Consider the following 15,581-nt stretch of genomic DNA (forward strand, 5'->3'; position numbering starts at 1 on the left):
CGTAAGTCCTAGTCTAAGTTTTAGTTCTGTTTAATGTCCTAACCGTCTTGTCCATTGCTATACATCCTGTGAATCCTAATTCAGACAAATTAAAACTCCTTGACTGCATTTTTAGTCATTTCTTGAATTTCTGCTAAATCTAGTGCTGAAATTTCACTTTCCATTCCCAACCATAACAAATATTCAATATTTCCCGCTGGGCCAGTAATGGGAGAAAACGTCAAACCCCGATATTTCCATCCTAATTCTAAGGCTGTTTGTAACACTTGAAAAATGGCATCTGCATGGTCTTTTGGCTCACGAACTACACCTTTTTTACCAACACGGTTTTTACCAACTTCAAATTGTGGTTTAACTAATAAAATTGCTTCCCTTGGTGCTTGGGTTAAATGCCAAATTGCTGGTAAAACTTTGGTTAAAGAAATAAAGGAAACATCTACAACAATTAAATCAGGTAAAGTTGTATTTTCAGGATATAATTGTTCTGGTTGTAATTCTCGTAAATTAGTACGCTCTTTTAAAATTACTCGTTCATCAGTTCTAATTTTCCAGTCAACTTGTCCATAACCAACATCAATTCCATAAACTTTTTCTGCACCATTTTGTAATAAACAATCGGTAAAACCGCCGGTGGAAATTCCCCCATCTAAACAGATTCTTTGATTTACAGAAATACCAAAAAACTTTAAAGCTTTAGCGAGTTTTTCACCACCACGGGAAACAAAAGGGGGACGTTCTTTAACTTGAATTTCTGCTTTTTTATCTACCTCTGTACCGGCTTTATCAATTACTGTTTGATTTACCATGACTTCGCCGGCTTGAATTAGGCGTTGTGCTTGTTGACGGGAGGGGGATAAACCTAAATCTACTAATAGTGTATCTAGTCTTTGTTTCATTATAAATTACTAAAAAGTTAGGAATTTTATTTGTCAGAATCAGGATTTTCTGGATTTGAGGATTTTCTGGATTTGAGGATTTTTAGGATGTGATTTAATAATTGTTTGTGGGTAAGTTGAGGATTTTCTCTGTCTGAATCAGGATGTCCAGGATTTGAGGATTTATGGCTAACGCCACGCTACGCGAACAGGATATGATTTAATGATTGTTTGTGGGGAATTTGGGGATTTTTCAGGATGTTATTGAATGATTGTTTTTGAATTATTTAAACCATCTAAAAACTACCATCCTGTAAATCCTATCATCCTGGTTATCCTGATTCTGACATAATATTTTTCTTCTGAATAACAATTATTTCTATTCTACCAAGAAACTATTGATAAATTTTCAACTTCATGAAAATGAGCATCGCGTGTTACTATGGTTAGATGATGTTGAATACTAATGGCAGCAATCCAAATATCATTTTCTGGTAATGGACGACCTTTTAAGCGTAATTTATTTTTGATTTCACCATATATTTTTGATGTTTCTAGATCGCAGTTAAGTATAATATTTTTAGAGATAAACTCTTCAATCTTTTCTATATTTTGCTGTGAACGTCCAGATTTTCTAGCGCCATAAAATAATTCACCTAGTGCAATGCTGGGAATAAAGACACTTTCTACTTCAGCAAGATGCTTTTTCACGTTTTCTTCACCAGCAAAAATAGCGATAATAATATTTGTATCCAATAAATATCTACCATTCATCAGCATCAACCTGTCCGCAATCTTCTTGTATTGCTGTATTCATTAATGCTAAATCGTCGGGAGATATTGCACCAGCAAAATGCAGTAATTCTTTTCCACTTACTCCTTGAATTTGAGTTTCATTTGTTAAATCACGTGCAAATTTAAGAACTTGATATTGTAAATTTTCTGGCATAGTTTTTAATTGTGCGATTATTTGTTTAATAATTTGTTCGTCAACAGATGTCGTCATATTTTTCACTCTTGTTTTACAATCATTTGGGTATTCAGATTCAGATATTTGATATTGGTGCGTTACGTCGCGTAGTTTATTTATTTGTTTATTTTATAATCTTTTCGCGCTCCTAACGCACCCTACAGACTACATCTTTTTTCTCTTTCCCACTTCCCCCTGAGTACCAGGTAATCAAAACCCAGAACCCGCAATACTTCGTGGAAAATCTAGTGTTCACAAATCTTAATAATTTTATGTAACCTTTACAGACTACAATCTACAAGTCTCGACGCGAGGGAAGACACCCCCACACAAAACAATTCATAAAAACCACCCCATAACACCTACTATTTAACAATGGTGTATTCGGTAGGTGGCCCTCTGGTGCTTTTATATCATAAGTAACATCTGAGTAATACAACCAACTTCCTCCTTCTCTCCATCCTACTGTGTCTCCGAACTGTCTCCAAATTTCTTCATTATATTCTCTCGTTCCACCATAACCCTGATAAATCCGTTTCTGTACAGAAAACCCAAACTTACCATTACTGTATTTTACCCACAACTGGTCAATAGTTCGCAGGTCAGCACAGGGAAAATTATCAATATGTTCAACATCTAACCAACCTTCCTTTTCCCGGTTCGCAACTGCTAACATTACCCTTTCTGTTTCCTTATCCGCTTCTTTCCATCTTCCAGCTTTGAGTAAGTCACGTAGTTTTCTATAGTCCATTCCTACATCGGATTTTAATTCTACCTCATCATCACCAACACCAGGAAATAAACTCACCCATTCTTGCATAGTTTGGGGACGGTTTTGAGGTTCTAATTCTAAACCTTTAATAATTGCATAATTTAACTTTTCACTAATTCTGGAAGTTAACTCCTTGGGTTCAATTAAAGCACGGTTTGTCATTTTCCGAGCTAAGGAAGAAATGGGAGTATCTCCAGTCACTAAATAAAACAAAGAAGCTGCAAGGGTGTAAATATCTAAAGTTGGTAATTTTTCCGTTTCTAACATTTGTTCCCAAGGTGCAAAAGCTAGATTCCCGTTTTGATTGATGCTTTGACTATTTACATTTCCCGCTAAACCAAAATCTATTAAAACTACAGTATTGCTATTTGCTCTTAAAATCATATTACCAGGATGTGCGTCCCGGTGAATAATTCCTTGTTGATGACAAATAGATAAAGCCTGGGCAATTTGGGTGATATAATCAATGGCAACTTTTTCTGATAAAATACCCTTTTCTTGAATCAAATTATATAAATTTTCACCCTTCACAAAATCCATGACTAAACATGGTAAATTATCCTCTTCAAAAAAGTCTATAATTCTGACTATGTTGGGATGATGATTTTGAGTAATTTCTGCTAATATTCTTCCTTCCTTGCGAAAACCTTTAACGTATTTGGGATAGTTTGCATCTTTCTGTAACCGACTATTGGGAGTTTTGATAACAACGGGAAAATTCAAATCTCGGTGTTTAGCTTTAAAAGTGACACCAAAACCCCCACCACCTATTTCTGCTTCTACTACAAAGTGGGGACGTTGTTTTAAATATTGACCTGGTTGTAACATTATTCAAGAGGATGGGTAAAAATATGTATATTGTTTAGTATATCTGGTATTGTCTGATAGCGAAGCGTGGCGTAGCCATATCAGGATAACCAGGATTTGAGGATTTACAGGATAAAATATAATATACTGCGAAGATCCCCGACTTCTATGATAATTGATTTTGATACAGGATAGGTGATAAAATAAGTCGGGTATCTGAATGTCTCACGCAAAGAAGTAAAGAAATAATCTGTTTAACATCCGCGTTTATCTGCGTTTATCTGCGTTGAATTGTCAGAATCAGGATTTCCAGGATTTAAGGATTTATGGCTAACGCCACGCTACGCGAACAGGATGTGATTTAATGATTGTTTGTCGGGAAGTTAGGGATTTTTCAGGATGTTTTTAAATGATTATTTTTGAAGAATTTAAACCATCGAAAAATTACCATCCTGTCAATCCTATAATCCTGAAAATCCTGATTCTGACAAATACAAAATTAACCACCAAACCAACAAACCAACTATCTAAAAATTACCATCCTATCAATCCTCAAATCCTGGATATCCTGATTCAGACAAATTAAATCAATTAACTATCACTTTGACATTTTCTCTACAATCTTCTTCACTTCATCAATACTTAAATTCAAAACCTGAGCAATTTGTTCTTGACTTAAACCCAATCCTACTAAACCAGGAACAGCATCTAATTTAGCTTTGAGTTCTCCTTCTTCTCTACCTTCTTCTCTACCTTCCTCCTTACCTTCCTCTCTACCTTCTTGTTTAGCTTCTTGATAAAATCTGGTTTGTTTTAAATCACTTAGTCCAAACATTGATTCTATTTCCTCCCTATTCATTCTTGGAAATTTGTAAATTAAGATGGTCTCGATGATTTCTAATATTTGTTGTTGTTTTGGCTGAGACTTGACCTCTTGTTTGGTACGATCAATTAATTCCCTAGCTGGAGCAATAGCTGTTTCTTCATTAGTGATGATTAGTTTAATTGTAGCAACCCCAATGGGTAATGATGTTGTTTCTTCAATCTCATCTAAATAAATTACCCTCACTCTTTGACTCAGGAAAAATTCTTCATAGTGTTTAATATCACCTGTGTCTATACTGCGAGTCGGGTATATAACTACTCCTTTCCAATTATTGTTAGGTTTATTTTGACGGATATAAATAAATACTTCTGCAAACAGTCTATTGTAAAGGTCTTCATCTAGCTGAAATTGCACCTCTAGGAAGTAAATGGGGTTGTCTGTGGTTTCGTGAGGTAAGAAAACCCCATCTATTCTAAAAGCTGTTTGTTTAACTTCAATAGATGAAAACTCATAATTTTCGGCTAGTTCGGGAGATTGACCTATGAGTTCAAAAAAAATACTTGGTATTTCTTGAAATAAGCGGTAAAATATCGTATCTGTTTTCATTAATTTGATATTAATATTTTTGGGTGGTATTTTGCCGCCCTTTTTTTATTTTATCATCACCAGATTCAGATACTAAATTAACATCCTGTCAATCCTCAAATCCTGGACATCCTGATTCTGACAATTACTAAATTATTAAATTATTAAATAAACGCACCTTGCCAAAAAAGCCAAAGTGCGATCGCAAATTCCATTTCTGGAAATACACAAGGGCAGGCAAAATGCCCACCCCACAAAAATTGTCATAAATTAGTAGTCTAATTGCGGTGATTATTACCGTAATGAACCCTAGTACCAGCCCAAAGTAACTTCTCGCGCAAGGTTTGATAGTAGGAATTATTAGCCCGCAACACAATAAACTTAGCCATACAGTCAGCCGTGCGGATATCAACACGATGCCCAGGCCAAATAGAAGTAGACAAAACCCCATCCATCCATAACTTCGTACTTAAATCATAATCCCCCAAAGGCCAAATACTAATCACCGAACCAGGGGGTAAAATTAAAGGACGACTGGAAAGACTCATAGGACAAATGGGAGTGATGGTAATAGCCTCCATGCCATCGTGCATAATTGGACCACTGGCAGAAACTGTATAACCAGTTGAACCCGTAGGAGTAGATACTATTAAACCATCCCCTACATACTGATCAACCACCTCACCATCAATTTCCATTTCCAAAATTGAGGTAATCATCCTATCAGCAGAAGCTGGTTTCACACAAAACTCATTTAAAGCCAGGTAATCTTCCGTTACCGGTTCTAAATTTGTCCGATGTCCTTCATACACAGCCGCTTGTAGCATCATTCGCCGCTGAATTGCATAGTGGTCATCAAACAACCGATCCCAGACCTTTTCTGGTTCTTGAAATTCGTCCACAGACTCAGTTAAAAAGCCCAAATGGCCTCCCACATTCACCCCTAAAATGGGGATACCAGCTGGGGCTAAATGTCTAGCACTGGTTAAAACCGTACCATCGCCACCAAGTACCAAAGCTAAATCAATGGGTTGGGTAGCGGAAGCCAAAAACACAGGATAGGGGTTGTCCTTGGGTCCACTAGGCCCTACCAAAACTTGGCAATTGCGGGCTTCCAATTGTTTAGCGCAGAGTTCAGCCCAGCGTTTACTCTGAGAATCTCGCGCTTTATATGCAATGATTACCTGGTTTAATTGCACGCACTATTACCACTTGAGGAGATTAAACTGCTCCATGTCAACGGTATCACGGTTACGATAAATAGCCAGTACAATCGCCAACCCTACCGCTGCTTCAGCAGCTGCCACGGTAATCACAAAAACTGTGAAAACCTGACCTTTAATTAATGTTGAGTCGAGGAAGTTGGAAAATGCCATTAAATTCAAATTAACAGCATTGAGCAACAACTCAATAGACATTAGTACCCGTACCGCGTTACGGCTGGTAATTAAACCATAAATACCAATGCAAAACAAAGCTGCTGCTAGTAATAAGAAGTATTGAAGTTGCATAATTTGGTGATTAGTGATTAGTGATTGGTGATTGGTGATTGGTGATTAGTGATTGGGTTATTTATCCTCCCCATCTCCTATTCTTCAGTTCCAGTGCCACTAGAAACTAATTCTCTAGGGCGTTCTGGTAAGGTTAAGATAGTTTGAGAAGAGTTGACTTCATCTGGTAAGTATTCACGACGTGCGAGAATAATTGCTCCTACCATTGCCATTAGCAACAATACAGAAGCTAATTCAAAGGGCAGCAAAAAGTCGGTGAAGAAATGTTCACCAATGACAACTATGGAATTTTGACCAGCTATAGGTGCAGTGGAATAGACCCAAGGTGTTGCTACAACCATTGTGCTTAACAGGGCAAATAGTCCTAGACTAACTACACCTGTAATAATTTTTCGCACTCCAGCGCTAGGTAAAGGGGAAAAATCCTGGCGTTTGTTTACCAACATGATGGCAAATAAAATCAAGACGTTAATCGCGCCGACATAAATAAGTATCTGTGCAGCGGCGACAAAATCACCATTTAGCAATAGGTAAAGTCCCGCCATGCTGATGAATACACCACCTAGCAAAAAAGCGGAATAGACGATGTTAGAAAACAACACTACACCTAGTGCTGCTGCAATCATCATCACGCCTAAAATGCCAAATGAAACAAGTTGTACTCCTTCGGCTAAATTCACTTTTTTCGATCCTTTTGATGTTTGATAGATACTGATTGGTAATTGGTAATTGGTAATTGGTAATTGGGAAAAACGATTTATTACCTATGACCCATTACCCATTACCATTACCACTTTCTACTAAGTCTTCTGGACGAGAACCAGCACGGGGAGCGTCTGCGGGAACTCCATGGGGTTCTGTTACACCTGCTGGTAGATAAACAAATTCGCGCAGTGGTGTCACCATTGGATCGTTTGTGACTTTGTAAGGTAATCTGCCTAGAGCTACGCTATCGTAGTTTAGTTCATGGCGATCGTAGGTAGAAAGTTCGTATTCTTCTGTCATGGATAGACAGTTAGTTGGACAGAATTCTACGCAGTTACCACAGAAAATACAAACTCCGAAATCAATACTGTAGTGTTTGAGTTTTTTCTTCTTGGTGGCTTTGTCCATTTCCCAATCAACTACAGGGAGGTTAATAGGACAAACACGTACACAAACTTCACAAGCTATACACTTGTCAAATTCGTAGTGAATTCTTCCCCGAAACCGTTCCCCAGGAATCAGTTTTTCGTAAGGATATTGTACGGTTATGGGACGACGCTGCATGTGGTCAAAGGTGACAGATAGACCTTGTCCAATGTAGCGGGCTGATTGTACTGCTTCTTTGGCGTAATCACCAACTTGTTTGAGGAACTTTAGCATTTTTGTATGTCTCTTCTCTAATCTTGTTGGGTGATAGGTAATTGGTAATTGGTAATTGGTAATTGGTAATGGGTAATTGGTAATTGGTACAACTATTACCCTGTCAACTGTCAACTGTCACCTGTCACCTGTCACCTGTCACCTGTCACCTGTCACCTGTCAACTGTCAACTGTCAACTGTCAACTGTCACCTATTAACCACCGAAGGCGAAGGGAAAGGCTAATTTGAGGGCTGCGGTTAACAGAAGATTAACCAAGCCAACTGGTAGTAAGAACTTCCATCCTAAATCTAACAGTTGGTCAATTCTTACCCGTGGTACTGTCCAACGAATGAGGATGGCGAGAAATACTAGGAAGTAGGCTTTAAGTACGGTCATTGTAATACCTAAAGCGGCTGCAACTACTTGGATGATGGGGTTGTTGATGCTTAATCCTAGTGAGTCACTGAGCATTTCTACAGGGATGGGAGAATGCCAACCGCCTAAGTATAAAATTGCTACGAGGAGGGAGGAAAGGATCAGGTTAATGTAAGAACCTAAGTAAAATAATCCAAATTTCATCCCTGCGTATTCGGTTTGATATCCGGCGACGAGTTCTTCTTCTGCTTCTGGTAAGTCAAAGGGTAGGCGTTCACATTCTGCTAAGGCTGCAATCCAGAAGATGATGAAGCCTAGTGGTTGTCTCCACACGTTCCAACCTAAAATACCAAAGTTGGATTGTTGGTTAACGATGTCTACGGTGCTGAGGCTGTTTGACATCATGGCGATCGCCAATACACTCAGCGCCAATGGTATTTCATAACTAATTGATTGTGCTGCTGCCCGCAAACCACCCAAGAGGGCGTATTTATTATTAGAGGCGTAACCTGCCATTAATAAGCCTATGGGCTGAATGCTGGATAAAGCAATCCACAAGAATACCCCCATACCCACATTGGTAATCACGATATTCTCCCCAAAGGGAACGATCAAAAATGATAAAAATACCGGAATTACTACAATTACTGGACCAAGGGTAAACAGCCATCTGTCTGCTTTGGCGGGTACGATGTCTTCTTTAAAGATTAATTTCAGACCATCGGCTACTGGCACTAACAAACCAAATGGCCCTTGATATTCAGGCCCAATCCGTTGTTGTGCAGCCGCAGAAATTTTCCGTTCTAACCAGGTAGCAACCAGCACTCCTACTGTTGCTCCTATTAGCATCAGAATCATTGGCAATGGCATCCAAAGCGCTTTGGCTGCCCCTGCTGGTATTCCTAAATCCTTGACGGATTCAATAAAAGTTCCTTGGAGGTCAATTCCTGCATTCATGTTTGCTACTCTTTTAAGTCGTCAAGTCATTGTGAATTACAACTATTATTTGAGTTAATATCTGTAAATTCACTGGTTGAGAATCTCTGTTGAGATGAAGCCTAGTTGTAGATTTGTTGCCAATTCATGAGTTTAGTATATCGTTGGATGGTTTTCCCCTTTTGATCTAAGATGACAACTTCTACTTATGGTTGGGATTAGTGATTGGTAATTGGGCATTGGTGAAAATATTCTCCCCCTCTTCCCATCTCCCCAGAAAAATTATCCATAGAAAAATTTTGAAGACACGCCTGATCAAGCTGCAAGATGACAGTTATTAATCTGTCCACTTGAAGGGATGAATTCAAAATCTCAAATCTAAAATTGGGTACTTGTCAGCTAATCCCAGGGAAATACCACTTCAGAGTTACTTTTTGCCTATCAAGCTAATTAACGCTTTTCGATGGGAGTGTAAGTAACTTCATGAAGACCATTGTAAATTTGGGTTGGTCGGAAAATTCGGTTTTCTGCCAGTTGTTCCTTCCAGTGTGCTAACCAACCAGCTACACGAGCGATCGCAAATACTGGTGTAAACAAGTCTGTAGGAATTCCCATTTTCCTGTAGACTAAACCGGAATAAAAGTCAACATTAGGATAAATTCCTTTGCTGCCAACTTTTTCGGCCATTACCCGTTCCACTTCTTGGGCAATTTCATAATACTTGTCGTAGCCAAACTTCTCGAACAATTGTTCTGCCAAGCTTTGTAAGATGTTTGCCCGTGGATCTTTAACTTTGTAAACACGGTGTCCAAAACCCATGATTTTCGCCTTTCTTTGCAGACGATCTTCTAAGTAAGGACGCACGTTATCAACAGTGCCGATTTCTTCTAACATCTGAATTACTTCTTCGTTAGCACCACCATGAAGGGGACCTCCTAATGTACCTACGGCACTGGCAACTACAGCATAAGGGTCTGTCAATGTAGAAGCTGTTACCCGCGCACTAAAGGTAGAAGCATTCATTGTATGCTCAACGTGCAAAATCAAGCAGATGTCAAAAATCCTTGCTGCTAAAGGATCTGGTTCTTTTTCGTTGAGCATATACAGGAAGTTGGCAGCATAGTCTAAGTTATCCCGTGGTTTGACAGGATCATTGCCTCTCCGCATAAGTTCAAAGGCTGCCACCATTGTGGGGATTGTGGCCATTAAGCGCACTACTGCATCCCGAATGTAGACGGGGTTATGTAAATCCCGGCGGGAGTAAAATAAACCCAAGGCAGCGGCAGAAGCTTGTAGTGCATCCATTGGATGACCACTTTCGGGAAAACACTTCATCATGTCCCGAATGCGATATTTTAACCGTCTGTGGTAGCGAATTTCATGCTCAAATGCTTCTAGTTCTTCCTTGCTGGGTAATTGTCCCCAGATTAAAAGATAAGCAGTCTCTAGGAAGGTACTTTTTTCGGCTAATTCTTCAATCCGAATACCACGATACTCTAGTATTCCTTTTTGCCCGTCTACATGACTAATACTAGACTGGGCTGCGGGAATGCCTTCTAAACCAGGCTTGTATTCGCACAGTGTCATGGCTACACCACTTATTTTGTGAAATATCTGGACACATTAACTTACCAGAGATTATTATCACCATAACAGTAATCATTACTACAAACCACTTGATAAGAAGGGTTAAAAAACTGTTATAGCAGGTACTTGGGGGGTGTCAACCAGAACATTTGACTACGACCCACAGGAGAACCATCATCTGGTAGTTTTATTCCGATCATACCTGCTTTTTTAAGGATGAGTTGTTCTTTTGCTTCTCCCCAGAGGAGAATTTCTGCCCAGCTACTTAAACAAGGTTCATGGCCTACCAGTGCTAGTTGGGTGTTTTGAGGAAAGTTTCTGGGGTGAAACCAGTCTTCTAACCAATTATGAATGTCACCTGCAAAGGTGAGATGATCTGATATTTCTAATTGAGAACTCAGTCCGGCTGCAATAAGTATATCTGCTGTTTGATGAGCGCGGACAAATGGACTACTAAGAATTAAGTCAAATTTTAAGCCTAGTTTTACTAATCTTTGGGCTACTTTTTCGGTTTTTTGTCTACCTTCTTTGGTTAATTGTCGCTCTTCATCTTTTAATTCTGGTTGATGTTCTTCGGCGATGCCATGACGAATTAAATATAGTTGCATGATTCTCATACCATAATTACCTTTACAGCAAGAGGTTTATTGATAAGATGAATATCGCTCTTTCCAATTCACTTTCTTCTGTGCTAGAAAGATATCTTCAGATATATACTGTGGATTTAGTGAATTTTCACTAAGCATAGGATAATTGTCCTTATCATTGTCATTTTTCTCAGTAATCAGCCTCACCAGTTACTGGTAAGGTAATAAGTTTAAACCTTGAATAAATCTATAATCTCGTTGGTTTTTAGTGATAAACGGATAATTCCTGACTATTGCTGTAGCTGCTATTAGACCATCAGCAATTAATAAGCCATGACTTAGACGATAAGACTGCAATAAATCAACAGCTTTATCTGAAATTACCTCGTCAATTTTAATAATAAAAAACTGTTTCAGGAATTTTTCTAATGTTTGTAGTTCTGCTTTATTAGCACAACCAACCATTAGTTCCATTTGTGTGACTATACTAATTGCCAAGCTAGAATTTGCTTTCAAGTTTTGCAAACAGTTTATTGCTTCGATGACACCTCGACCAACATCAATAATAATATCAGTATCAACAATAGTTGAATTAGTCATGGGAGTTTTACCACTCATTTTCTCGAACATTACGCACCCAATCGTTGCTATCAGTTAAATCTTGACGTTCACTCCACATCCCAATAAATCCATCATTTATCAAATCATTATTTGGTGACTGAGTAGCAGTTTCAACTATTGCATATCTTTGTCGCAAAAAAGCAATAAAGTCCATTACTTGACGCTGTGCTTCAGCAGGAAGAGATACAAATTCGTTTAACAATTTTTGTTGTGTCATTGTACAGATTTATGTTAGTTGATTTAGCATCAAAATGCAAAACGTTGACGAATCAGTAAAGTATATGTTTATTATACTATCATACAGATATATTTTTGAATTTTGTATTTAATTAATATAATACACTTAACACAACCGGGGATTGATTCTAACCAATTACCAATTACCAAAATCATGCCTTTAATTATTGCTGGAGAACGTAGCGGAGTCGGGAAAACTACTGTCACCCTGACACTTTTATCATCCTTGTGTCGTCGTGGTTTCAAAGTACAATCTTTTAAGGTGGGACCAGATTATATTGATCCGATGTTTCATCAATATGTCACAGGTCTTCCTTGTCGCAATTTGGATGCGGTTTTAACTTCAGAAAGTTATATTCAAAAATGTTTTGAAATTCATTCTCAAGAATGTGAATATGCTTTAGTTGAGGGGGTAATGGGTTTATTTGATGGTGTGGGTAATTCATCAAATTTAGAACCTATTGATCAAATGGATTTTGCTAGTACCGCTCATGTTGCTAGATTATTAAATATACCTGTGGTATTAGTAATTGATTGTAGTCGTTTATCTGGTTCTGTAGCTGCGATCGCTCACGGTTATTGTAGTTTAGATGATAGAATTAAAATTGCTGGTTTGGTGTTAAATCGGGTGGGGAGTGATCGCCATTTATCTTTATTGAAAAAATCACTAAGAAAATTACAATTACCAGTTTTAGGTGTGTTGAGAAGAGAAGATAATATTAGTATTCCTGATCGTCATTTGGGTTTAATTCCTACTGGAGAATTACCAGAATTAGATAATATAATTAATCGTCTTGCAGATTTGGGTGATAGTTGTTTTGATTGGGAGAAATTATTACCACTTTTACAAGTAAGTGAATGTCTGTCTGAAGAGATTAATAATTTTCAGATTAACGAACCGCAGAGACGCAGAGAGCGCAGAGAAATACAAGATATAAAATCTAAGGTGAGAATTGCTGTTGCAAGGGATAAGGCTTTTAATTTTTATTATCAAGATAATTTAGATTTGTTGGAAGAATTGGGAGCGGAGTTAGTATTTTGGAGTCCTTTAAATGATTCTCAATTACCTTCAAATATTCAAGGAATGTATTTTGGGGGTGGTTTTCCTGAAGTATTTGCACAACAATTATCTGCAAATAATAACTTGATTAAAGAAGTAAGAAAGGCGATTTTATCAGGAATACCAACAATTGCTGAATGTGGTGGGTTGATGTATTTATGTGAAAATATTATTGATTTTGAAAATCAGGCTTGGTCAATGGTGGGAATATTACCCACGGATGCACAAATGGATAAAAGGTTAACTTTAGGATATCGTCGGGCGGTAGTTTTAGAAAATAGTTTTTTATTAAATTCAGGAACAAATATTTATGGTCATGAGTTTCATCGTTCTCATGTAATTACTCATCCTCAACAACCATTGTTTGATACTTATCGTTATGACTGCGAAGAAAATACAGGGTTGGAAGGATGGAATTTACCTCATGTTCATGCTTCTTATGTACATCAACATTGGGGAGAAAGTGTAGAAATTCCGGAAATGTTTTTACAAAAATGCCAAAGTTTTAAATCTACAGAAAACAAAACAGCTTTTTGATGGGGATTAAACCCCCATCTTTCGCTGATGAATTATGAGTTAATTATGGCGTTTTCATGGTGCGATTTTGATTCTGCCAAACTATTACTAAACTCATTTGCACGGGCGCTGGGAATTAATGTCCAACCAGCTTTTAAGAGTTTTTGATATGTTGCCCAACCTTTAGAACCACCGGGTATTTTATGATCTGGTACTGAAAATTGAGGAAACGCTGTGTAAGGTCGCCAAGGTTGACCTAGAGAAGTCTGCAAATGCAATATTTTCTCATCATCACCGCTAGACTTAGATAACCAGCACATTTGTCTATGCACGGTAAACTCCTTTGCGTTCAGCTAATTTTGGATAATCACAGGTTTTTATAAATACCTGTCAAAATTTTGTTAGGTGAATTACGACTTCAAAGATGAGGTCGAAATTAGATGATTTTATTGAATTAAGGTGAATTATTGAAGAAGACAAACTCCTATATTTAGTTGTCTGCAATGTAAGAAGATAAACAGAGAACAAAAAGGTTTGTTCTAGAAATGTTTTCCTGTGTTACAAGATTTGTTTTATGTTATCTTCGGTTTTTAGGATTGTATGTAACAAAAAATACAGTTTACAGAAATTTTAAAAAATACATCTATTAGTATCCCTTATACCCCACCCATTGAGTCACTTGAGACATCCCTTTCCAACCTAAAAATTTACCAATTGGTTCTGCACGTTGAATAGAAATCCTGGTAAAACTTCCTCCTACTTTTTCATACCATGCAAATAACGTTTTTTCTCCTTCCAAAGTCACAACATTAGCAACTATTCTTCCCCCAGTTCTTAAAGCATCCCAACATTGATCAAATAATCCTGGTGCTGTCACACCACCACCGATAAAAATAGCGTCAGGTGTGGGTAAATTTTGGATCACTTCTGTTGATTTTCCGGCAATGATTTGCAAATTTGGTGTACCTAAAGCAGTCGCATTATCAGTTATATAATTGAGTCTTTGATGATTTTTTTCAATAGCAATTGCCCGACATCTTGCATTACTCCTCATCCATTCTATAGAAATAGAACCACAACCAGCACCAATATCCCAAAGTAATTCTCCCGGTAAAGGTGCTAGAGTTGATAATGTTACTGCTCTAACCTCTCTTTTCGTTAATTGTCCATCATGGTGAAAAGCACTGTCAGCTAAACCGGGAAATCTTGATAAACCAATTATTCCCACATCGGCTATACACTCCACTGCAATAGTATTTAAAGTGGCTATTTCTGTTTGTTTCCAACTTTCTGCAATTTCTGTGAAAATTCTTTCATATTTACCACCCATTCTTTCTAAAACTGTAATTTTACTATTGCCATAACCGCGTTTATTTAAGATTTCCGCAACAATTCTTGGTGTATTTTTATCCTCACTTAAAATTAATAATTTTGCCCCGTGATAAATATAAGAATTTAGTAAAGAAACTGGACGACCACATAAACTTAAAGTTTCTACTTCTGTAAAATTCCAACCTAATCGAGAACAAGCTAAACTATAAGCTGAAAGTGAGGGAATAATAGTAATTTCATCAATGGGAATATGTCTAGTAATAGTTGCACCGACACCATAAAACATAGGATCGCCACTAGCTAAAATACATATTGATTTACCTTCATGGCGACGGTTAACAATTTCTTGAATGGAATTTTTAAAAGGAGATTTCCAACTAATTTTTTCTCTGTTATCTCCTGGGGGTAACATTGCTAAATGACGTTCTCCACCGATGATAATTTGCGCTTGATTAAGAATAGAAATGGCGATTTTACTTAATCCCTCAATTCCATCTTCGCCAATACCAATTATTGATAACCATTTTTGCATAATTCGTAATTTGTAAATAATTGATCCTCCCTCATTACTATACTCTGCATGGGAATGAGATATACAGCACTTACCGATCTTATAAGATACACATCTAGCGGGCAAG

Annotated in this window: 17 protein-coding genes; 1 reads left to right on the forward strand and 16 read right to left on the reverse strand. The window is 37.6% G+C overall.

Annotation, left to right across the window (positions count from 1 at the left end):
- Window positions 1-89: 89 nt before the first annotated feature.
- From WJM97_RS16825 to WJM97_RS16890, 14 genes are all read right to left on the reverse strand, one after another.
- Window positions 90-899 carry a TlyA family RNA methyltransferase gene (locus tag WJM97_RS16825; protein ID WP_353933196.1) on the reverse strand — a complete coding sequence of 270 codons (810 nt, stop codon included), beginning with the start codon at window positions 897-899 and terminating at the stop codon, window positions 90-92.
- 360 nt (window positions 900-1,259) lie between these two features.
- A complete protein-coding gene (locus tag WJM97_RS16830; protein ID WP_353929935.1) occupies window positions 1,260-1,649 on the reverse strand; it encodes a type II toxin-antitoxin system VapC family toxin in 390 nt (129 codons plus the stop codon).
- On the reverse strand, window positions 1,639-1,881 hold the full coding sequence (locus tag WJM97_RS16835; RefSeq protein WP_353929936.1) for a hypothetical protein: 243 nt from the start codon (window positions 1,879-1,881) through the stop codon (window positions 1,639-1,641). The genes WJM97_RS16830 and WJM97_RS16835 overlap by 11 nt, the downstream gene beginning before the upstream one ends.
- Before the next feature lie 259 nt (window positions 1,882-2,140).
- Entirely contained in the window at window positions 2,141-3,445 is a 1,305-nt protein-coding gene (locus tag WJM97_RS16840; protein ID WP_353929937.1) for a serine/threonine-protein kinase, read from the reverse strand.
- Between the two features lie 577 nt (window positions 3,446-4,022).
- Window positions 4,023-4,856 (reverse strand): Rpn family recombination-promoting nuclease/putative transposase, encoded by an 834-nt coding sequence (locus WJM97_RS16845; RefSeq protein ID WP_353929938.1) that lies wholly within the window; start codon window positions 4,854-4,856, stop codon window positions 4,023-4,025.
- A gap of 257 nt (window positions 4,857-5,113) precedes the next feature.
- Window positions 5,114-6,034 carry an NAD(+) kinase gene (locus tag WJM97_RS16850; protein WP_353929939.1) on the reverse strand — a complete coding sequence of 307 codons (921 nt, stop codon included), beginning with the start codon at window positions 6,032-6,034 and terminating at the stop codon, window positions 5,114-5,116.
- Between the two features lie 6 nt (window positions 6,035-6,040).
- Entirely contained in the window at window positions 6,041-6,346 is a 306-nt protein-coding gene (nuoK, locus tag WJM97_RS16855) for an NADH-quinone oxidoreductase subunit NuoK (protein ID WP_006199065.1), read from the reverse strand.
- Between the two features lie 77 nt (window positions 6,347-6,423).
- Entirely contained in the window at window positions 6,424-7,026 is a 603-nt protein-coding gene (locus WJM97_RS16860; RefSeq protein WP_353929940.1) for an NADH-quinone oxidoreductase subunit J, read from the reverse strand.
- Window positions 7,027-7,120: 94 nt separating this feature from the next.
- Window positions 7,121-7,711 (reverse strand): NAD(P)H-quinone oxidoreductase subunit I, encoded by a 591-nt coding sequence (gene ndhI / locus WJM97_RS16865; protein ID WP_353933197.1) that lies wholly within the window; start codon window positions 7,709-7,711, stop codon window positions 7,121-7,123.
- A 194-nt stretch (window positions 7,712-7,905) separates the two neighbouring features.
- Window positions 7,906-9,024 carry an NADH-quinone oxidoreductase subunit NuoH gene (gene nuoH, locus WJM97_RS16870; protein ID WP_353929941.1) on the reverse strand — a complete coding sequence of 373 codons (1,119 nt, stop codon included), beginning with the start codon at window positions 9,022-9,024 and terminating at the stop codon, window positions 7,906-7,908.
- A 429-nt stretch (window positions 9,025-9,453) separates the two neighbouring features.
- The gene (locus WJM97_RS16875; protein WP_353929942.1) at window positions 9,454-10,590 is read right to left on the reverse strand and encodes a citrate synthase; all 1,137 of its coding nucleotides are present in this window, start codon (window positions 10,588-10,590) and stop codon (window positions 9,454-9,456) included.
- A gap of 113 nt (window positions 10,591-10,703) precedes the next feature.
- A complete protein-coding gene (sixA, locus tag WJM97_RS16880) occupies window positions 10,704-11,198 on the reverse strand; it encodes a phosphohistidine phosphatase SixA (RefSeq protein ID WP_353929943.1) in 495 nt (164 codons plus the stop codon).
- A gap of 189 nt (window positions 11,199-11,387) precedes the next feature.
- Window positions 11,388-11,777 (reverse strand): type II toxin-antitoxin system VapC family toxin, encoded by a 390-nt coding sequence (locus WJM97_RS16885; protein ID WP_353929944.1) that lies wholly within the window; start codon window positions 11,775-11,777, stop codon window positions 11,388-11,390.
- Between the two features lie 7 nt (window positions 11,778-11,784).
- Window positions 11,785-12,015 (reverse strand): hypothetical protein, encoded by a 231-nt coding sequence (locus WJM97_RS16890; RefSeq protein WP_353929945.1) that lies wholly within the window; start codon window positions 12,013-12,015, stop codon window positions 11,785-11,787.
- A gap of 174 nt (window positions 12,016-12,189) precedes the next feature.
- On the opposite strand from WJM97_RS16890, the gene WJM97_RS16895 reads away from it, so the two are divergent.
- Complete coding sequence (locus WJM97_RS16895; protein WP_353929946.1) at window positions 12,190-13,632, forward strand: cobyrinate a,c-diamide synthase; 1,443 nt, start codon at window positions 12,190-12,192, stop codon at window positions 13,630-13,632.
- A gap of 32 nt (window positions 13,633-13,664) precedes the next feature.
- On the opposite strand, the gene WJM97_RS16900 is transcribed toward WJM97_RS16895, so the two are convergent.
- The gene (locus WJM97_RS16900) at window positions 13,665-13,943 is read right to left on the reverse strand and encodes a hypothetical protein (RefSeq protein ID WP_353929947.1); all 279 of its coding nucleotides are present in this window, start codon (window positions 13,941-13,943) and stop codon (window positions 13,665-13,667) included.
- Window positions 13,944-14,257: 314 nt separating this feature from the next.
- The gene (cbiE, locus tag WJM97_RS16905; protein ID WP_353929948.1) at window positions 14,258-15,475 is read right to left on the reverse strand and encodes a precorrin-6y C5,15-methyltransferase (decarboxylating) subunit CbiE; all 1,218 of its coding nucleotides are present in this window, start codon (window positions 15,473-15,475) and stop codon (window positions 14,258-14,260) included.
- Window positions 15,476-15,581: the final 106 nt, after the last annotated feature.

The sequence above is a fragment of the Okeanomitos corallinicola TIOX110 genome (assembly GCF_038050375.1).
Classification (GTDB): Bacteria; Cyanobacteriota; Cyanobacteriia; order Cyanobacteriales; family Nostocaceae; genus Okeanomitos; species Okeanomitos corallinicola.

What these genes read in the sequence shown, in the direction of transcription:
- WJM97_RS16830 (WP_353929935.1), bottom strand. Translation starts at nt 1,649, where the DNA reads ATGAATGGTAGATATTTATTGGATACAAATATTATTATCGCTATTTTT.
- WJM97_RS16835 (WP_353929936.1), bottom strand. Translation starts at nt 1,881, where the DNA reads ATGACGACATCTGTTGACGAACAAATTATTAAACAAATAATCGCACAA.
- WJM97_RS16840 (WP_353929937.1), bottom strand. Translation starts at nt 3,445, where the DNA reads ATGTTACAACCAGGTCAATATTTAAAACAACGTCCCCACTTTGTAGTA.
- WJM97_RS16845 (WP_353929938.1), bottom strand. Translation starts at nt 4,856, where the DNA reads ATGAAAACAGATACGATATTTTACCGCTTATTTCAAGAAATACCAAGT.
- nuoK (WP_006199065.1), bottom strand. Translation starts at nt 6,346, where the DNA reads ATGCAACTTCAATACTTCTTATTACTAGCAGCAGCTTTGTTTTGCATT.
- ndhI (WP_353933197.1), bottom strand. Translation starts at nt 7,711, where the DNA reads ATGCTAAAGTTCCTCAAACAAGTTGGTGATTACGCCAAAGAAGCAGTA.
- nuoH (WP_353929941.1), bottom strand. Translation starts at nt 9,024, where the DNA reads ATGAATGCAGGAATTGACCTCCAAGGAACTTTTATTGAATCCGTCAAG.
- WJM97_RS16875 (WP_353929942.1), bottom strand. Translation starts at nt 10,590, where the DNA reads ATGACACTGTGCGAATACAAGCCTGGTTTAGAAGGCATTCCCGCAGCC.
- sixA (WP_353929943.1), bottom strand. Translation starts at nt 11,198, where the DNA reads ATGCAACTATATTTAATTCGTCATGGCATCGCCGAAGAACATCAACCA.
- WJM97_RS16885 (WP_353929944.1), bottom strand. Translation starts at nt 11,777, where the DNA reads ATGACTAATTCAACTATTGTTGATACTGATATTATTATTGATGTTGGT.
- WJM97_RS16890 (WP_353929945.1), bottom strand. Translation starts at nt 12,015, where the DNA reads ATGACACAACAAAAATTGTTAAACGAATTTGTATCTCTTCCTGCTGAA.
- WJM97_RS16895 (WP_353929946.1), top strand. Translation starts at nt 12,190, where the DNA reads ATGCCTTTAATTATTGCTGGAGAACGTAGCGGAGTCGGGAAAACTACT.
- cbiE (WP_353929948.1), bottom strand. Translation starts at nt 15,475, where the DNA reads ATGCAAAAATGGTTATCAATAATTGGTATTGGCGAAGATGGAATTGAG.